The organism is Streptomyces sp. NPDC104202 (assembly GCF_055584185.1).
In genome coordinates, this window is the sequence record NZ_JBVJMN010000020.1 from 60,308 (window position 1) to 77,951 (window position 17,644).

Consider the following 17,644-nt stretch of genomic DNA (forward strand, 5'->3'; position numbering starts at 1 on the left):
ACAGTCACATTCGATCAGGCCGTCACCGGCCTGTGTCAGACCCGTGCGAAAACGATCGGGGCGCACACGGGGGTGGGCTTCCCCACACGGGTGGGTGACCCTCGCGCGCACCCCGGAGCTGGAAGGCTCCCCCGGACGGGCTCTATGATCGGCTCACTCTTCCCCGGCCGACCATCCCGACCACATGTGACCGGCCCGACTGCACTACGGGAGCGATCGGTGAGCGGAACCCCCGAAGGATCGGTGCATTCACAGCCGCCGGAGACACGGGCGGACGAGCCCGCGCTCACGGAGCGTCACCACACGGGCCCGGAACCCGAACGCCGTACCGGCGGACGCCCCGAAGCCCCCGCCCCGGCCGGCGGACGCCCCGAAGCCCCCTCCCGGGCCGCCGGCCGCTCCGAGGCCGAACTCCGCGACGGCGACGCGGCCTTCCGCATCGCCCGGCTCGCCATGGCCGTCGTGGACGAGGACGGCGTCGTCGTCACCGCGAACGACTCCTTCGGGACCCTGCTCGCCACCGAGGCCGGGGCGCTGCGCGAGCGGCCCGCCGCGGACCTGGTCGACCTCGCCTCCGACGGCCGCACCTGGCACGCGTACCGCGAGGTGCTGCGCGGCCGCCGCTCGCGCTTCCGCTGCACCCGGCGCCTCAAGCACCCCGACGGCCGCTCCCTGTGGGCCGAGATCACCGTCGCCCCGATGGCCGACGGCCGGCGGGTCCTGCTGTCGGTCGCCGACATCAGCGAGCGGCGCGAACTCCAGGCGCGGCTGCGTCACCTCCAGATGCACGACCCGGTGACCCGGCTGCCCAACCGCGCCCTGTTCTTCGAGCGCCTGTCGGCCGCCCTGGACGCCGCCGCCCCGGCCGACGGGTCCGCGGACGGGCCGGGCGGCGCGTCGCCCTCCCCCGACCGTTCATACGAGTCGTACGGGTATGGCAGAACAGGGCGGATCGGCCTCTGCTACCTGGACCTCGACGGGTTCAAGGCGGTCAACGACACCCTCGGCCACCGGGTCGGCGACCGGCTCCTCGCCGCCGTCGCGGCCCGGCTGACCGAGTGCGCGGACAGCGACGGCTACACCCGCAGCGGCGGCCATCTGGTGGCGCGGCTCGGCGGGGACGAGTTCGCGATCCTGGTCGAGGACTCCACCGGCACCGAGCAGCTGGCGGACCTGGCGCGCTCCGCCCTGAGCGCCCTCCAGCACCCCTTCGACCTGGCCGGGCAGCGGCTGTCGGTCTCCGCCTCGATCGGGGTGGTCGAGCGCTCGGCGCACGGGACGACGGCGACGGCCCTGATGCAGGCCGCGGACACCACGCTGTACTGGGCCAAGGCCGACGGCAAGGCCCGGTGGACCCTCTTCGACCCGGAGCGCAACGCCCACCGGATGACCCGGCAGGCGCTCTCGTCGACGCTGCGGCCGGCCGTGGAGCTCGGCGAGTTCGCGCTGGAGTACCAGCCGCTGGTGGACCTGGCGGACGGGTCCGTGCGCGGGGTGGAGGCGCTGGTGCGCTGGAACCACCCCCAGTTCGGCTCCCTCACGCCGAATCGGTTCATCGGGATCGCCGAGGAGGACGGTTCGATCGTGGAGCTCGGCCGGTGGGTCCTGCACACGGCCTGCCGGCAGGCCCGCCGGTGGCAGAAGGACCATCCGGACGAGCGCCCGATCTTCGTCAGCGTCAACGTCGCGGTCCGCCAGGTCTGGGACTCCGACCTGGTCGCGGACGTCGCCGGCATCCTCGCCGAGACGGGGCTCGCCCCGCACCTGCTCCAGCTGGAGCTGACCGAGTCCGCCGTGATGGGCTCGGCGGGCCGGCCGCTCCAGGCGCTCCAGGCGCTGAGCGACATGGGGGTGCGGATCGCCATCGACGACTTCGGCACCGGCTACTCGAACCTGGCCTATCTGAGCCGGCTGCCCGTCTCGGTGCTGAAGCTCGACGGCTCCTTCGTCCGCGGCTTCCAGGACGCGGAGCACGCCAACCCTGCGGACGAGCTGATCGTCGAGGCGCTCGTGCACCTGGCGCACCGGCTCGGGCTCACCGTCACCGCCGAGTGCGTCGAGACCGCGGGGCAGGCCGACCGGCTGCGCCGGATCGGGTGCGACACCGGACAGGGCTGGCTGTACTCGCGGGCCGTGGCGCCCGAGCGCATCGACGCGCTGATCGGCACGGAGCCGCTGAGCGTGTAGCCGGCGCCCGGGCGGGGCGCAGCCCCCGTCCGGGCATGGAACTGCCCCCGGCCGGAGGGACATTCCGGGCGGGGGCAGCGGTCATGAGGGGTTCAGCGGGTCAGGCACTCAGCAGGCGCCGAGGTCCTGCCAGACGCCCCACTCACCGGTGGTGCCGGGGACCTCGTTCTGGGTCCACCACTTGGCCTTGTACTTGCGGCCGTTGTGGGCGACCTCGTTGCCCGCGTTGTAGACCGTGCCGGCCACGTACGCCGGGACCGAGCCGCAGCCCGAGGTGGGCGGGGTGGTCGGCGGCGTGGTGGGCGGGGTGGTCGGGGGCGTCGTCGGCGGGGTGGTCGGCGGCGTCGTGGTCGGCGGGGCGGTGGTGCCGCCGAGCGCGGTGTTGATCTGCTTCAGCAGGGTGGCGTTCTCGTCCAGGCCGAGGAGCGAGTACATCATCGCGCCGCCCAGACCGCGCTGCTTGGCGTAGTCCACGCGGGCCTGGATGGACTTCTGGTTGAGGCCGGTGAAGAACTCGCCGTCCTTGTAGAAGTACGAGGACTTCGCCTGGTCGTCCCAGAAGGTGGTCGACGCGTTGTCGACGATGCCGCCGAGCTCCTTGTAGTGCGCGATGCCGGCCTGCTGGCTCAGCGGGCGGACGTTGGAGCCGCCGGTCGCGGTCTGGGCGAGGCCGTTGGCGGACCCGGCCGGGACGCCCTTCCAGCCACGGTAGTAGAACTCGTAGCCCAGGGTCAGCTTGTTGGCGGGGAAGCCGCCGGCGATGCCGTAGGCGGGCTTGCCGTCGATCCAGGAGTCGATCGCGTTGTCGATCGAGTACTTCTCGGTGCCCGGGGCGATCGGGTCGGTCGGGTCGTTCGCGCCGGAGTAGAGCGGCGACTGGTGGTACGTCGGCCCGTCGCCGTCCCAGGCGCCGTGCATGTCGTACGTCATGATGTTGGCGTAGTCCAAGTACTGGCCGATCTTGTCGGTCTCGATGTACTTGATCTTGTCCTGGCCGGCCGGCATGGCGGCGGTCAGCATGTACTTCTTGCCGCCGTTGGCCGCGCCGTACTCGTCGAGCTGCTTGCGGAACTCGGCGAGGAGCAGCGTGAAGTTCTGCTTGTCCTCGGGGGCGTAGTGGTTGCCCAGGTGGCCGCCGGAGGAGCCGGGGTACTCCCAGTCGATGTCGATGCCGTCGAAGATGCCGGCCGCCGTGCCCGCGCCGCCGTAGCCGCCCTCGACGGGCAGGTTGCCCTTGATGTACTGGTCGATGCAGGAGGCCACGAGCTTCTTGCGGCTCGCGTCCGTCTTGGCCGCGTCGCTGAAGTACTTGGAGTAGGTCCAGCCGCCGAGCGAGATGTTGATCTTCAGGTGGGGGTACTTCGCCTTCAGTTCCTTGAACTGGTTGAAGACGCCCACGATCGGCTGGTCCCACTTGTCGGCGATGCCGTCGACGGAGTCGGCCGCGCTGAAGGACTTCTGGTAGTCGGCGTACGAGTCGCCCGCACCGTCACCCGCGTTGGGGTTGTTGTCGTCGCCCGCGGCCTTGTTGGCCTCGAAACAGGTGAGGTTGGTGGGGTGGATGTTGCCGAACGAATAGTTGATGACGTCCAGCTGGCTCGCGATGCCCCGGGTGTCGAGGTGCTTGGGGTAGAACGCGTTGCCGTAGACGCTCCACTGGTCGTAGTACGCGATGCGCACGTTGCCCGCAGAGGCAGTGGTCGACGACTCGGCCGCCTGGGCGGAGCCGAGGCCGACGGTCGCGGCGAGCGTACCGGCGGCGAGGGCCGAGCTCAGGAGCGCGGCGATCAAGGGCTTACGGGGGTGCACGTGCGGCCTCCGATGGGGGGAGTACTGGGTGGTGCCGTACAGGAGCTGAGGAAGTGATAACCGGCGCATGAACGGCACGTCAATGGTCTGAACCAGATTGAGGACTAGACCAATTTCATGGCGAAAGACCTCGTCAGAGCCGTGCAGCACAAAAAGAAACCGCCCGCCACCATCGGTGACGAGCGGTTTAAGGTTCACTTAGGGACGGATCCGGAGCCCGATCGGAGGTGGACCAACCGGCCCGTGGAACTCCGGTTTCACACCGCCGACCCCTCCACGACATCGGGGAGCACGGGCAGTTCGTAGGCGTCGGCGATCAACTCGTAGCTCCGCAGCCGCGCTTCCCCGCCGTGCGCGTTCGCCGTGATCATCAGCTCGTCCGCGCCCGTCCGCTTGCGCAGGTCGTCCAGCCCGCCGCGGACCTCGTCCGGCGTGCCGTACACCACGTTCGCCAGCCAGCCGTCCACGAACTCCCTCTCGGCCGGGCTGAATCCGTACGTCTCCGCCTCCTCGGGCGTCGGCACCAGGCCGGGCCGGCCGGTGCGCAGCCGCAGCATCGCGAGGGCGCCGGAGAGGACCTGGCGGCGGGCCTGCGCGGCCTCGTCGGCGGCGAGCGCGGAGACGCCGATCATCGCGTACGGCGCGTCGAGGACGGCCGAGGGCCGGAACGACTCCCGGTAGAGGTCGAGCGCCGGAATCGTGTTCCTGGCCGAGAAGTGGTGGGCGAAGGCGAACGGCAGGCCCAGCAGGCCGGCGAGGCGGGCGCTGAAGCCGGAGGACCCCAGCAGCCAGACCGGCGGGCGGCCCTTCGGGCCCTGCACCGGACCGGGGACGGCGTGGATCCGGGCGTAGGGGTGCCCGTCCGGGAAGTCGTCGTCGAGGAACCGGGTCAGTTCGGCCAGCTGCTCGGGGAAGTCGTCCGCGCCCTCGTTCAGGGTGTCGGTGCGCCGCAGGGCCGCCGCCGTGGCGCCGTCGGTGCCGGGTGCGCGCCCCAGGCCCAGGTCGATCCGGCCCGGGGCGAGGGCCTCCAGCGTGCCGAACTGCTCGGCGATGACCAGCGGCGCGTGGTTGGGGAGCATGACGCCGCCCGAGCCGAGCCGGATGCGCCGGGTGTGGGCGGCGAGGTGGGCGAGGATCACGGCCGGGGAGGAGGAGGCGACCCCGGGCATCGAGTGGTGCTCGGCCACCCAGTGGCGGTGGAAGCCGCGCCGCTCGGCGAGCCGGCTCAGCTCGACGCTGGTGGCGAGCGCCTGGGTCGCGGTCCGGCCGCTGCCGACGGTCACCAGGTCCAGTACGGACAGCGGTACGGGCGCGGTCCCCCGCGCTTCTCCTCGAATGGCGTCGGTCACCGTCGGGACCCTCCTCGGCACGGGTGCGGCTGCGTCGCCGGAGACGGTCTCCGGACGCGCCCCCGGAACGGTCTCCCGGGGACATCAGGGCTACAACAGGAGGGGGTCTCCGGTTATTCCGGGGGCCAGGGAGCGTTCTCGGCCACCCGGGAGGGCATGGCCGGGACCGTGCGGCCATAAAAAATCTCCGGCCGGCCACCGGCCGAACGGTCGCACGGGCGCCGTCACGCACCCCGCTGACCTGAGACTCTCCGCACCACTCATGACGTGGGCATATGCCAGGGTGGTGCGCCCCAGCACAAGGCCCGGTTCGTCCGCATCATTCTCGCCAACAGCCGCCCCGTAAACGGTCCTTGGCGGCTATCGTGGTACGAAAGCTTGCGGTCACAACCTGGTAGGGGGAAACCGTGGCGCTGAAGCCCGAGCCCACCGCGCCGTTCCACTCGGTGCAATACGCCCTGCGCGTCCTGGAGACGGTGTCACGGCACGGCGGCGGAGTGACGGACGTCCAGATCGCGCGCGAGACCGGCCTGCCCGTCGCCCACCTCTCGTCCCTGCTCCTCATGCTCCGGCGCGAGGGGTACGTCGAGCAGGTCGCCGACGGCGCGTACGTGATCGGGGACTCCCTCGTCCTCCTCGGCTCCGGCCTGACCCGCCGCGAGGCCCTGGAGGCGAAGCTCCAGGAGACCCTGACCGAACTCCGGGACTCCGTCGGCGCGGCGGTCTACATCAGCCGGTACATCGACGGCGAGGTGAAGATCACCCAGTTCGCCGACGGCCCGCGCACGCCCAAGGTCAACGAGTGGGTCGACTTCCGCTCGGCGGCGCACGCCAGCGCGGTCGGCAAGTGCCTGCTCACCCAGCTGGACCAGAACGGACGGCGGGACCACCTCTCGCGCCACAAGATCGCCCGGCTGACCTCCCGGACGATCACCAGCGAGCGCATCCTCTTCTCCAAGCTCGACAGCCAGCCGGCGACCGTGCCGGTCCTGGACCTCCAGGAGTACGCGGTGGGCACGGTCTGCGCCGCCGTGCCGCTGACGGCGGGCTCCGCCGTGGGCTGCCTGGCGCTCTCCCTGCCGATCGAGCACGCCCACCGGCTCCGCGCCGCGGCCGACACGCTCAACCGCAGGGCCGCTCCGGTGGTGCTCTCGCTGGCGATCTGAGGACACGGGGGAAGCCGCCCCCGCGGGGTGGTCGGAAGCACCCCCGGGGACCAGGTAGTATTTTCTCTGTCAGCAGGCGCCGCTAGCTCAGTTGGTTAGAGCAGCTGACTCTTAATCAGCGGGTCCGGGGTTCGAGTCCCTGGCGGCGCACCGACAGAGAAGGCCCCCTCGCTCCGGCGAGGGGGCCTTCTCGTCATGCCCGGAGGAAGGTCAGCACGGCCAGGACGCGCCGGTGGGTGTCCTCGGCCGGCGGCAGGTCCAGCTTCGCCAGGATGTTGCCGATGTGCTTGCCGACCGCCGCCTCCGTCACGACCAGCCGCCGGGCGATCGCCCCGTTGGAGTGCCCCTCGGCGACCAGGCCCAGGACCTCCCGCTCGCGCGGGGTCAGCGCCGCCAGCGGGTCGCGGTGCCGGCGCAGCAGCTGCCGCACCACCTCCGGGTCGACGACCGTCCCGCCGTCCGCCACCCGGGTCAGGGCGTCCAGGAAGTCCTCGACCTGTCCGACCCGGTCCTTCAGGAGGTAGCCGACGCCGGTGCCGTCGCCCGCGTCGAGGAGGTCGGCGGCGTAGCTGCGCTGCACGTACTGGCTGAGGACCAGGACCGGCAGGGCGGGCCGCTCGGCGCGCAGGGCGACCGCGGCGCGCAGCCCCTCGTCCTGGAAGCCGGGCGGCATGCGGACGTCGGTGACGACGATGTCCGGGTCGTGGGCGGCGACCGCCTCGCGCAGGGCGTCGGCGTCGCCCACCGCGGCGACGACCTCGTGGCCGAACCGGGCCAGGAGCCCGATCAGCCCCTCCCGGAGGAGGACGCCGTCCTCGGCGAGGACGACGCGGAGCTTTCGGGCAGTGCGGGACACGGGATCTCCACTCGCAGCACGGTCGGCCCGCCCGGCGGGCTCATGATCGTCAGTGTGCCATCGAGGACGGCGATCCGGTCGGCCAGTCCGGTGAGACCGCTCCCCCGGGCCGGGTCCGCGGCACCCCTCCCGTCGTCCTCCACGTCGAGCCGCAGCAGGCCGTCGGCGTGCCGGGCGGTGATCACCGCCCGGCTCGCGCCGCTGTGCCTGCCGATGTTCGCGAGCGCCTCGCGGACGGCGAAGTACCCGGCGCTCTCCACGCTCGTCGGGAGCCGGGGCAGCTCGACGTCGGTGTCGACCGGGACGGCGGAACGGTCGGCGGCGTCGGCCAGGGCCGCGCCGAGCCCGTAGTCGGCGAGCACCTGCGGGTGGATGCCGTGGATCAGTTCGCGCAGTTCCGTCAGCACCTGGCCGGCCTCCGTGTGGGCCTTGGCCAGCTGGTCGGCGAGGGGGCCGGGCGGGGCGTCGAACCGGGCCAGGCCGAGGGTCATCGACAGGGCGACCAGCCGCTGCTGGGCCCCGTCGTGGAGGTCGCGCTCGATCCGGCGCCGCTCGGCCTCGAAGGCGTCCACCAGCCGGGCCCGGGAGGCGATGACCTCCCCGATCCGGCCGTCCCGCCCGTCGGCCTCGCGCGGGGCGAGCAGCGCCCGGGCGAGCGCGGCCCGGGCGCCGGCGAGGGCGGTCAGGGGATAGGCCAGCACCACGAGCAGGACGGCGCCGAGCAGCGCGGCGGCGAACGCCTCCGGATAGGAGGTGACCAGGTACGCCTTGACGACCTTGGTCTCCGCGCCGTCCGCGGCCAGCCGGAACGGCGCGCTCATCAGCGCCAGCGGCAGCCCGGCGCCGACCGCGAGCACGATCAGGTCCAGCGGCCACAGCACGACGGCGAGCAGCAGCCCGTACGCGAGTTCGCGCCAGGTGGCCTGCTCCCCCACCCGGACCCGGAGCCAGGCGGCGAGACCGGGTGCCGCGGGGACCCGGTGCGGGTCGGGCGCCGGGTCGCCGTCGACCAGCCGGAGCCTGCGTCGCTCGACGCCGCCGAGGGCGGGCCCGGAGAGCAGCAGCAGCGGCAGTCCGACCACGAGGAGCGAGAACACGCCGAGGACCAGGAACACCAGGCAGGCCGCCGCCCCGACGACCGCCCCGCTCGCCAGGTACGCGGCCGCCCGCCAGGGCCACGGCGAGAGCGGGAAGCGCGTCCGGGTGAGTGCCTGCCAGCAGGTGCGGGGTTCCATGGGCGCCCACGGTAGGCGGCGGCCGCCGCCCGGTGCCATGGGTCCGGGGGGTGGATCCGGGGTGGGGCCGGCCCTACCTCGTCTCGGGGACGGGGGTGCGGCCGTGGCGGGCGTACTCCTCCTGGAGGGCGGCCGTCGCGGCGGGGGTCAGGGGTTCGTAGGGGGCGGCGGGGGCGGGGCGCCACCAGACCGGGTCGGGGCAGAGGAAGGAGGCCCTCCGCAGGGCGACGCGGTGGATCTTGTTGGTGGCGGTGAGGGGGAGCTCGGGGACGACCCGGACGAAGCGGGGCGGCATCTTCGTCCCCAGGTCGGGCTGGGCGGCGAGGAAGCCGGCGAACGCCGCCGGGTCGAAGCGGGCGCCCGCGCGCAGGGCGAGCGCCGCCATGACCTGGTCGCCGGAGACCGGGTCGGGGACCGCGTAGACCGCGACCCCGGCGGCCCGGTCCCAGCGGGCGAGGATGTGCTCGACCATCGCCGCCGCGAGGTTCTCGCCGTCGACCCGCAGCCGGTCGTCGGTGCGGCCGGCGAAGTAGAGGAAGCCGTCGGCGTCCCGGTAGAAGAGGTCCCCCGTCCAGTACCAGCCGTCGCGCAGCCGGGCCGCCTCGGCCTCGGGGTTGCGCCAGTACCCCTCGAAGGGCGAGCGGCCCCGGTTGACGAGCTCGCCGACGGCCTCGGAGCCGTTGAGGAGACGGCCCTCGGGCGAGAAGCGGGCGGGCGGGCACTCCCGGCCGGAACCGGGGTCGACGACGGCGAGGTCGTCGGCGTCGGCGGCGCGGCCGATCGCGCCGGCGGGGGTGTCCGGGGTCCGCTGGACGGCCGCGCCGCCCTCGGAGGAGCCGTACCCCTCCACGAGCGGGACCCCGAAGCGCTCCCGGAAGCGGGCCGCGTCCACCGCCCCGGCCTCGGTGCCGAAGCCGAGGCGGAGCGGGTGCGCGCGGTCGTCGGGGCCGGGCGGGGTGGCGAGCAGGTACTGGACGGCACGGCCGACGTAGGTGAAGTAGGTGGCGCCGAAGCGGCGCACGTCGGGCAGGAAGCGGGAGGCGGAGAAGCGGGCCCGCAGCGCGACCCCGGCGCCGGCGGTGAGCGCGGGCGCCCAGTCGGCGATCACCGCGTTGCCGTGGAACATCGGCATGCAGACGTAGTGGACGTCGTCGGGGCGCACCCCGAAGTGCCCGACGAGGGAGGCGCCGGCCGCCGCGAGGCGCCCCTGGCTGCAGAGCGCGGCCTTGGGCGCGCCGGTCGAGCCGGAGGTGAAGGAGAGCAGGAAGCGGCTGTCGGGCCGGACGGGGCCGAGGCGCGCGTCGCCGGGGCGGGCGCCGGCGTAGGGGGCGAGCAGCTCGCCGTAGGCGTCGGTGTCCGTGACCAGGACGCGGACGCCCGGCAGCGGCAGCCCGTCGAGGAGCGGCAGGTGGGCGCGCTGGGTGACGAGGACCCGGCACGCGGTGTGCCGGATGTCGCGGGCGAGTTCGGCGCCGCGCCGGGTGGGGTTGATCCCGGCGACGGCGGCCCCCGCGAGGGCCGCCGCGCTGAGCCAGAGCGGGTACTCCGGCGTGTTGTCGAGCAGGATGCCGAGGTGCGGCTCGCCCCCCGGCACGGGTGGCATCAGGTCCACGAGCAGTGCGGCCCGCGCGGCGGCGCCGGCGGCGACCTGGTGGTGGGTGAGGGTGTGGTGTTCGTCCCTCAGGCCGATCCGGTGGTCGCCCCACTGGCGTCGTACGAGCTCCGCGACGGTGTCCGCACCCCTCATGGGCCGGACTGTAACTGACGTACCGTCAGAACTGAACGGCCGGAACCGGCCGACCGGTCAGAACTTGACGTCCGAGCAGGCGTAGAAGGCGTTCGCGGTGTCCGCGATCGTCCACACCGCCAGGATCACGTGACGGCCGGTCTTGCCCGCCGGGATGGTCCCGGAGTGCGAGAGGGTCGCCGGCGGCTGCTGGTTGTTGTAGGGGACGGTGAGGAACGGCTGGGGGTCGAGCGCGGCCCGGGTCAGCTTCTGACTCGGGTCCCAGCCGTTCCTGGTGATGTAGTACTTGAAGTCGGTGGTGCGGTGCCGGGCCGTGAACTGCCAGCGGAAGCTGTAGCTCTGGCCGGCGGTGAGGCTCGTCGCCGGCCAGGCGCCGCCCCGGGGGTCGTCGAGCTGGGCGAACTGGGCGAGCCCGGCCGAACAGATCTTTCCGTCGGCGGGTCCGGCGGAGGGGAATCCCTTCGGCCCCTCGACCGACTGCGGCTCCCACTGGATGGATCCGCAGTTGGTCACGGTGCCGTTGGCGCAGAGCTTCTGGCGGCTGATCGGCGCGTCGGTGTAGCCGTGGCTTCCGGCACTGCCCGTGCCGAGGAGGGTGACGCCGGCGACGCCGAGCGCCACCACCGCCGCTCCGACTGACTTGTTGCGCATGCTGTCGCTCCAGGAGAACGTGGGGAGTTCCGTTGGGTCGTGCTGCACGCGTGCGGTCGTACGGGCCGACAGGTCGGCCTCTGGTGCGGGTCGTTCATTTTGGTCTGGACCAAGTACCAAGGTATGGACGGAAGTTGAACCTGTCCATCCCCTCACGCACCCTCGGCCGGAGCCGTGCGGCCCGTGTAGAACGCGACCGTCAGGTCCTTGACCAGCGCCTTGCGCTCGTAGTCGTCCAGCTCCACCAGACCACGACTGGTCAGCCGGTGGACCACGTCGTCCACCGCGTCCACCACCGACGTCAGGACGCTGTCCCGGTGCTTCGCGTCGATCGCCGCGATCCGCCGCCGCCGCATCGCGGCCGCGACCTCCGGGGCGTACTCGATCCTCGTCGGCTGCGCCGAGAACACGTCCACGCCGACCGGGGCGCACTCCGCCGACAGCATCCGCGTCAGCGCCTCGCCGACCGCCTCCGCGTCGCGGAGCGTCGGGGCGTCCTCGTGGAAGGCGTCCGCCGGAAGCTGCGACAGCACCCGCGCCATCGCCGCCTCCACCTGCTCCCGCAGGTAGTCCTCGTGCCCGTCGACCCCCAGCGCCGCCCGGACCGTGTCCCGCACCCGCCACACCACGAGCACCGTGACGTCCAGCGCCGTGCCCTTGGCATCCACCGACGACAGCGGCTCACTGCGCCAGTGCCGCAGCCGCACGTCCACCCGGCGGCGCAGCAGCAGCGGGCTCACCCACACCAGACCGGTGCGCCGGACCGTGCCCCGGTAGTCGCCGAACAGCGTCAGCACCCACGCGTAGCCGACCCGGCCCCGGCCCAGACCGCCGAGCGCGAACAGCGTCGCCACCACGCCGAGCGCCAGCAGCGCCCACTGTCCGAGGTGGATGCCGTGGTACGGACGCACCGGCAGCCGCAGCATCCGCGCCGCCTGCTCGGGCACCGCGCCCGTCCACCACACGACCGCGGCCGAAGCCGCGACCGCCAGCGCCGCCGCCGCGACGCCGACCCACCCGGGCAGCACCGCGCCGGGCCGCTCCACCAGCGCCGGATCGGCGGTCGGCACCGGCCTCCTGCCGGCCGTGACCCCCGTCTCCTCGCCGGCTCCCCGCTCCTCCGTCCGCCGGGCGGGCTTGGCGTGCTTGCCCTGCCGGGCGGACCCGGCCCGGCCGTCCCGCTCCTGGGACCCGTCCTGCGGGGACCGCGTCAGGGGTCCGGCCGCCGCAGCGGCCGGCCCCTGCGTCTTCGAGGGCGCCGGGATCGCGGTCCTCGCGCCGTTCTTCGACAGCGGAGAGGCGGCCGGCGGCAGCGGCGGCGCCATGGCGACCGTGTCCGGACCCCCGTCGTCACCCTCCGCCCCGGACCCCGGGGCCCCGGGGTCGTCCCGGAAGAGCAGGTGCACCGGGATCGAGCCCGTCGTCTCCGCCCCGATCACGTTCTTCCGCCGCGCCGCCCGCACCACGGCCGCCACCGGCACCGCGACGGCCCCGACCCCCGCGCCGGCGATCTTCCCGAAGTCGGGCACCCGCTTCTCCCCGGCGGCCCCCGGTCCCCGCTCCCCCTCACCCGGCTCCGTCACCGGAACCGCCACCGGAACCGCCGGCGTCCCCCCGCTCCGCACCGCCGCGGCCGCGAACACCTCCGCCGGCTTCCGCGTGACGGCCCCCGCCTCGAAGGCCGCCGCGGGCGCGCCGGCACGCTCCGGCCCGCGTGCGGAATCCGCCGGCCGTCCGGCGACGGGGTCCTTCGCCGCGGCCGGTGCGGAGCCGGCGGGTCCGCCGCCGGCCGGGCGGACCGGCGCCGGTGCGGCCGGGTCGCCCGTCGTCACGCGGAACGTGGAGACGACCGGCTTCGCCGCCGTCGGGTCGGCGACGCGGAACCCCGGCACGGGACCGGCCGCGGCGGGCGCCTCGGTGGCGGGCGTGGCGGGACCGGGCGTCTCGGTGGTCGGCGTGGCGGAACCGGGTGCCTCGTCCCGCGCCGCCACGGCGGAGGCCGTGGCGGCGGTCGACACGGCCGCGCCGGCGCCGGAGGGTCCGGTCGGCGCCGAGTCGGCGGCGGGCCGGGAGTCCACGGGCCCGGCCGGCGCGGGCGCTTGGGTCGGCGTGGTAGGCCCGGCCGGCGCGGACGCTTCGGTCGGCGTGGTCGGCACGGCCGGCGCGGGCGCTCGGGTCGGCGTGGACGGGTCGCCGGGGAGAGTCGGCCGGTCGGGACCGGCGGGGCGGGAGCCCGGCGCCGGCGGGACGTCCACCGTGCCGGCCGGGGTGCTCGGCGTGACCGGGGCGCCGTCGGCCGGTCCGGAGGGGGCCGCGTCGGCGGACTCCGGCACGGTGCGGAGCCCGGGGGCCTCGCCCGCCGGGGTCGCCGCCCCGGCCGGGGCGACCGTGGTGACGCCCCCGGCATCCCCGGCCCCACCGGCCCCCGCCTCCGTCCGCGCACCGGCGCTCGTGTCGCCGCCCGCACCCGCGGTCGCGTCGGCGGGGTGCGCGGGTGGGGCGGGTTCCGGCGGAGGGGTGCGGACCGCCGGCGGGGAGGTGCGGGGGAGGGTGCCGTCGGTGAGGCGTCTGGCCGTGCGGGCCGCGTCACGGGAGGCGGCCGCGCCGGAGTCGGCGGGGTGCGGGGTCGATGCCGTCATTCGGGGTCCACCTCATGCTCTCGGGGTCATCGGAACAAACGCCGCCAGGTCTCGGGGCCGGGGTAGCCGTCGGCCGCTCCGCCGCGCCAGCCCTGTGCCCGCTGGAACGCCTCGACGTTGCGGCGGTCCGCCTCCGTCCAGCGCGGACCGGGTCCCGACAGGTAGTGCTTGCCGAAGCCCCGCTTCACCAGTTGTCTGCCCAGCTTCTCCACATATGCGTTGGATTGGCCCGGACGGAAGGAGCCACGCCCGGGAAAGCCCGTCGCATGCGCGCTCGGACCGCTCGAACCACCCGATCCGCCGATGCTGCGGCCGCCGCCGGTCACGAGGAGCTTCCAGGTGTCGGGCCCGGGAACGCCGTCCGCCTCCTTGCCCTTCCAGCCCTGCGCGAGCTGGAACGCCTGGGTCGCCCGCCGGTCCGCCTCGCCCCACTTCGGGCCGGGCCCCTTGCTGTAGTACTTCCTGCCGCCGCGCTCGACGAGGAGCTTCCCGAGCTGGGTGACGTACGCGTTGTTCGCGCCCGGCCCGAACTTCGCCGTGCCGGGGAAGGGCGTCGGGGTGGCGGTCGCGCCCGCGCCGGTGGTGCCACCGCCGGTCACGCCCTTGTAGCGGTAGGGCACGTACCGGTCGGAGTTCTCCCAGTACGCCATGGGCGTCGGCTGCTTCCGGGTGCGCGGCTTGGTCTGCTCGTAGGCGACGTAGGAGGTGTGGGTGTAGTCGGTCCAGCCGCCGAAGATCGTGACGTGGGAGCCGCGGGTCGGGTTGGCCGGGTTGTGGAAGAGGAGGATGTCGCCGGGCTGGAGCTCGGTGCGGTCGATGCGGTCGGCGAAGCGGTCGAGGCTGCCGGTCCACTCGTTGCTGCGCAGGTTCCAGGCCATCGAGATGTAGCCGGAGCAGTCCTGCCGGTAGCCGTCGGACCAGTACTTCTCCATGGAGTACGGGACCTGGGCGCTCACCCACAGCTTGGCGCGGTTGATGATGTCGGCCCGGGTCGTCCGGGGCAGCGAGGCCGCCGGGATCTGACCCGTCGTCGGGGCCGAGCCCGGATCCGGTTCGCCCGGGGCGTTCGGCGACGTCTGGGAGCCCGGGCCGGGGGCTCCGTGCAGCGGGCCCCGGCCGCCCTGCGGGGTCTCGGGGCCGGGCCACGGCGTGGTCGCGGCCGTGTCGCCCCCCGTCTCCGCCGGGACGGCCGGCCCCGCGGGGCCGGCGGGCTCCGCCGGGTGCGGGAAGGCGACGGCCGCGCCGGCCCCGCCCCCGCCCAGGACCACGCCCGCCGCCGTCACCAGGACCAGGGCGCGGCGGGCGCCGTGCGCGGCCGGGTGGCCGCCCGACCGGACGGGCAGGCCCAGCGCGAGGTCGCGGCGGCGCTGGGCGCATCCCGGGCAGCCGCAGTCGGCAGCGGGTTCGAACTCCTCGAAAACCGGCACGCTCATGCGATTCCCCTCCACACTCGTCAAGATCTTTTGACCCTCGTTTCGGGCGTCAGTGTCTCAACTGTCGTGACATATCGCATTTTGACGGATCGACGGACCGATATGACCATCCGACAGGCCGGAGCGATCGGAATTGGTCAGGAGCACACGTCCAGGTCGGGTAGAGTTCTCTCTGTCAGCAGGCGCCGCTAGCTCAGTTGGTTAGAGCAGCTGACTCTTAATCAGCGGGTCCGGGGTTCGAGTCCCTGGCGGCGCACGCAGAGTCAAGGCCCCCTCACCGATGGTGAGGGGGCCTTGGTCTTTTCCCGGCCGGGCCGGGAGGGCGCGGGGGGCCGGTGCGGTCAGACGCCCGCGGGCGTGGCTCCCGTGAGGTAGGCCGAGACGACGACGTTCGCGGTGTAGGTCCCGGCGGCGCGGTCGAAGGTTCCGCCGCAGGTGATGAGGCGGAGCTCGGCGCGGCGCGGGTCGCGGGCGCCGTAGGCCCGGGACGGGTCGAAGTGATCGCGGGGGAAGACCTGGACGTCGTCCACGGTGAACTCGGCGACCGATCCGTCCGTCCGGGTGACGAGGACCTTGGCTCCGGGACGGGCCGCGCTCAGGCCGTAGAAGACGGCCGGACGGGTCTCGGTGTCGACGTGGCCGACCAGCAGGGCGGCTCCGGCGGCGCCCGGACGGGTGCCGGGACCGAACCAGCCCACCGTGTGCGGCATCTCGAACGGCGGCGGATCGACGGCCCCCGTGGCGTCCAGGCCCCGCGAGACGACCGGCGCGGCGATGCCGAGGGAGGGGATCTCCACCCGCCGGGGTTCGAGGCCCGCCACGGGGGCGCGGGAGGGGGGCAGCGGCACGCCGAGGGGGCGGCCGACCGCGGCGATGTCACCGGTGGTGGGCGCCGAGCTGCTCCCCGGCCCCTCGGTGATGTCGCGGCCCCAGAGCCAGAGGCCGAGCAGCAGCAGGGCCCAGGCCACCCCGGTGACGAGTCGCCCGGTGCCCGCCGGGCGGGTGCCGGGCGACTCGGTCATTCCGCGCCCGGGGCCGTACCGGAGCCGGAGGCGCGGCGGCGGGAGCTGCGGAAGGCGACGGCGACGGCGGCGATCGCGGCCATGCCGAGGCCGAGCAGGGTGTACGGGGTGCCGAGGCCGCTGTCGCCGGTGGTCTGGGCGACGCCGGGGGCGGCGGGGGCGGCGAAGGCGGCGGCGCCGCCCCCGCCCGCGCGGACCGGGGCGACCGGACTGGGGTGGTGCGTCGGCTGGTGCGTCGGCTTGTGGGTCGGCTGCTCGTGGCGGACGCGCACGGTGCCGACGTCCGGGTGGTCGTGGCCGTCGCAGGTCACGCTGACCCGGTACGAGCCGTTCTCCAGCCCGGAGCGGACGGTGGCGTCGCCGAAGAGCGGCCCCTTGCCGCCGTCACGGCCGGTGAGCTCGGCGTCGGCGACGAACGCCGGGGACCTGGCGGCGCCGGTGGTGCCCTTGCAGCCCTCGACGCGGATGTCGACGTCGGCGCCGGGCGAGGCGGTGGACGGGGTGACGGTGGCCTTCACCCCGTCGTGGGCGTACGCGCTGCCGGCCGTGGGTGCCAGCACGAGTACCAGGGCCGCTCCCGCGGCACGGAGAGCAGTGGGACCTGAACGCATCGTGACCTCCTGATACTGGCAGGGTCACCCGGATCGGCGCTCTTCGCATCCGCAGGGGACGGCCCGGGGGCCGTCAGACGCGGTCGACGATGTCCGCGATCGAGTCGACGATCTTCGACGGGCGGAACGGGAAGCGGTCGATCTCCGCCTGCGAGGTCAGGCCGGTGAGCACCAGGAAGGTCTGCATGCCCGCCTCCAGGCCGGCCAGGATGTCGGTGTCCATCCGGTCGCCGATCATGGCGCTGGACTCGGAGTGGGCGCCGATGGCGTTGAGGCCGGTGCGCATCATGAGCGGGTTCGGCTTGCCGGCGAAGTACGGCTCCTTGCCCGTGGCCTTGGTGATGAGCGCGGCGACCGAGCCGGTGGCGGGCAGCGGGCCCTCCAGGGACGGGCCGGTCTCGTCGGGGTTGGTGCAGATGAACCGGGCTCCGGCGTTGATGAGGCGGACGGCCTTGGTCATCGCCTCGAAGGAGTACGTCCGGGTCTCGCCGAGGACCACGTAGTCCGGGTCGTGGTCGGTCAGGACGTAGCCGATGTCGTGGAGCGCGGTGGTGAGGCCGGCCTCGCCGATGACGTACGCGGTGCCGCCGGGGCGCTGGTCGTCGAGGAACTTGGCGGTGGCGAGCGCCGAGGTCCAGATGTTCTCGACGGGCACGTCGAGACCCATGCGGCGGAGGCGGGCGTGCAGGTCGCGGGCCGTGTAGATGGAGTTGTTGGTGAGGACCAGGAAGGGCTTCCCGGTCTCCCGCAGCTTCTTGATGAACGCGTCGGCGCCGGGGATCGGAACGCCCTCGTGGATGAGGACGCCGTCCATGTCGGTCAGCCAGGATTCGATCGGCTTGCGCTCTGCCATGGGTGCGGGACTCCTGCCGTACAAACGTGCGGTGTGCTGGGGACGCCGCGACAGCGCTGTGGCGACGTCCCCAAGCCTAGTCAGGA

The 17,644-nt window shown here is 73.9% G+C and carries 13 protein-coding genes and 2 tRNA genes; 4 read left to right on the forward strand and 11 right to left on the reverse strand.

Annotated features, from left to right (window positions below):
* Positions 1-144 precede the first annotated feature (144 nt).
* On the forward strand, positions 145-2,187 hold the full coding sequence (locus ACZ60W_RS15710; protein WP_469755868.1) for a putative bifunctional diguanylate cyclase/phosphodiesterase: 2,043 nt from the start codon (positions 145-147) through the stop codon (positions 2,185-2,187).
* A gap of 108 nt (positions 2,188-2,295) precedes the next feature.
* On the opposite strand, the gene ACZ60W_RS15715 is transcribed toward ACZ60W_RS15710, so the two are convergent.
* The gene (locus ACZ60W_RS15715) at positions 2,296-3,996 is read right to left on the reverse strand and encodes a glycosyl hydrolase family 18 protein (protein WP_469755869.1); all 1,701 of its coding nucleotides are present in this window, start codon (positions 3,994-3,996) and stop codon (positions 2,296-2,298) included.
* A gap of 257 nt (positions 3,997-4,253) precedes the next feature.
* Entirely contained in the window at positions 4,254-5,345 is a 1,092-nt protein-coding gene (locus tag ACZ60W_RS15720) for an LLM class flavin-dependent oxidoreductase (RefSeq protein ID WP_469755870.1), read from the reverse strand.
* 407 nt (positions 5,346-5,752) lie between these two features.
* On the opposite strand from ACZ60W_RS15720, the gene ACZ60W_RS15725 reads away from it, so the two are divergent.
* Both ACZ60W_RS15725 and ACZ60W_RS15730 read left to right on the forward strand, forming a co-directional pair.
* Positions 5,753-6,511, forward strand: a complete 759-nt coding sequence (locus ACZ60W_RS15725; RefSeq protein WP_017237127.1) for an IclR family transcriptional regulator — start codon at positions 5,753-5,755, stop codon at positions 6,509-6,511.
* Between the two features lie 76 nt (positions 6,512-6,587).
* Positions 6,588-6,661 (forward strand) — tRNA-Lys (locus tag ACZ60W_RS15730).
* Positions 6,662-6,704: 43 nt separating this feature from the next.
* Here the strand turns inward: ACZ60W_RS15730 and ACZ60W_RS15735 are convergent.
* From ACZ60W_RS15735 to ACZ60W_RS15760, 6 genes are all read right to left on the reverse strand, one after another.
* Entirely contained in the window at positions 6,705-7,367 is a 663-nt protein-coding gene (locus ACZ60W_RS15735) for a response regulator (protein ID WP_469755871.1), read from the reverse strand.
* Positions 7,298-8,602: a sensor histidine kinase gene (locus ACZ60W_RS15740; RefSeq protein ID WP_469755872.1), complete on the reverse strand. Its 1,305-nt coding sequence runs from the start codon at positions 8,600-8,602 to the stop codon at positions 7,298-7,300. The genes ACZ60W_RS15735 and ACZ60W_RS15740 overlap by 70 nt, the downstream gene beginning before the upstream one ends.
* Positions 8,603-8,675: 73 nt before the next feature.
* Positions 8,676-10,349, reverse strand: coding sequence for an AMP-binding protein (locus ACZ60W_RS15745; protein ID WP_469755873.1), 1,674 nt, complete (start codon positions 10,347-10,349; stop codon positions 8,676-8,678).
* 57 nt (positions 10,350-10,406) lie between these two features.
* Positions 10,407-11,000: a lytic polysaccharide monooxygenase auxiliary activity family 9 protein gene (locus ACZ60W_RS15750; protein ID WP_469755908.1), complete on the reverse strand. Its 594-nt coding sequence runs from the start codon at positions 10,998-11,000 to the stop codon at positions 10,407-10,409.
* Between the two features lie 152 nt (positions 11,001-11,152).
* Positions 11,153-13,639, reverse strand: coding sequence for an SPFH domain-containing protein (locus tag ACZ60W_RS15755; protein WP_469755874.1), 2,487 nt, complete (start codon positions 13,637-13,639; stop codon positions 11,153-11,155).
* Positions 13,640-13,665: 26 nt separating this feature from the next.
* Positions 13,666-15,072, reverse strand: coding sequence for a peptidoglycan-binding protein (locus tag ACZ60W_RS15760; RefSeq protein ID WP_469755875.1), 1,407 nt, complete (start codon positions 15,070-15,072; stop codon positions 13,666-13,668).
* A gap of 182 nt (positions 15,073-15,254) precedes the next feature.
* Between ACZ60W_RS15760 and ACZ60W_RS15765 the strand changes: the two genes are divergently transcribed.
* Positions 15,255-15,328, forward strand: a tRNA-Lys gene (locus ACZ60W_RS15765).
* Positions 15,329-15,413: 85 nt separating this feature from the next.
* Here the strand turns inward: ACZ60W_RS15765 and ACZ60W_RS15770 are convergent.
* The 3 genes from ACZ60W_RS15770 to ACZ60W_RS15780 all read right to left on the reverse strand — a co-directional run bounded on the left by ACZ60W_RS15770 (position 15,414) and on the right by ACZ60W_RS15780 (position 17,558).
* Entirely contained in the window at positions 15,414-16,094 is a 681-nt protein-coding gene (locus tag ACZ60W_RS15770) for a class F sortase (RefSeq protein WP_469755876.1), read from the reverse strand.
* Positions 16,091-16,705, reverse strand: a complete 615-nt coding sequence (locus ACZ60W_RS15775; RefSeq protein ID WP_469755877.1) for a hypothetical protein — start codon at positions 16,703-16,705, stop codon at positions 16,091-16,093. Before ACZ60W_RS15775 ends, ACZ60W_RS15770 begins: the two co-directional genes overlap by 4 nt.
* 73 nt (positions 16,706-16,778) lie before the next feature.
* Positions 16,779-17,558, reverse strand: a complete 780-nt coding sequence (locus tag ACZ60W_RS15780) for an HAD-IIA family hydrolase (RefSeq protein WP_376480219.1) — start codon at positions 17,556-17,558, stop codon at positions 16,779-16,781.
* Positions 17,559-17,644 lie beyond the last annotated feature (86 nt).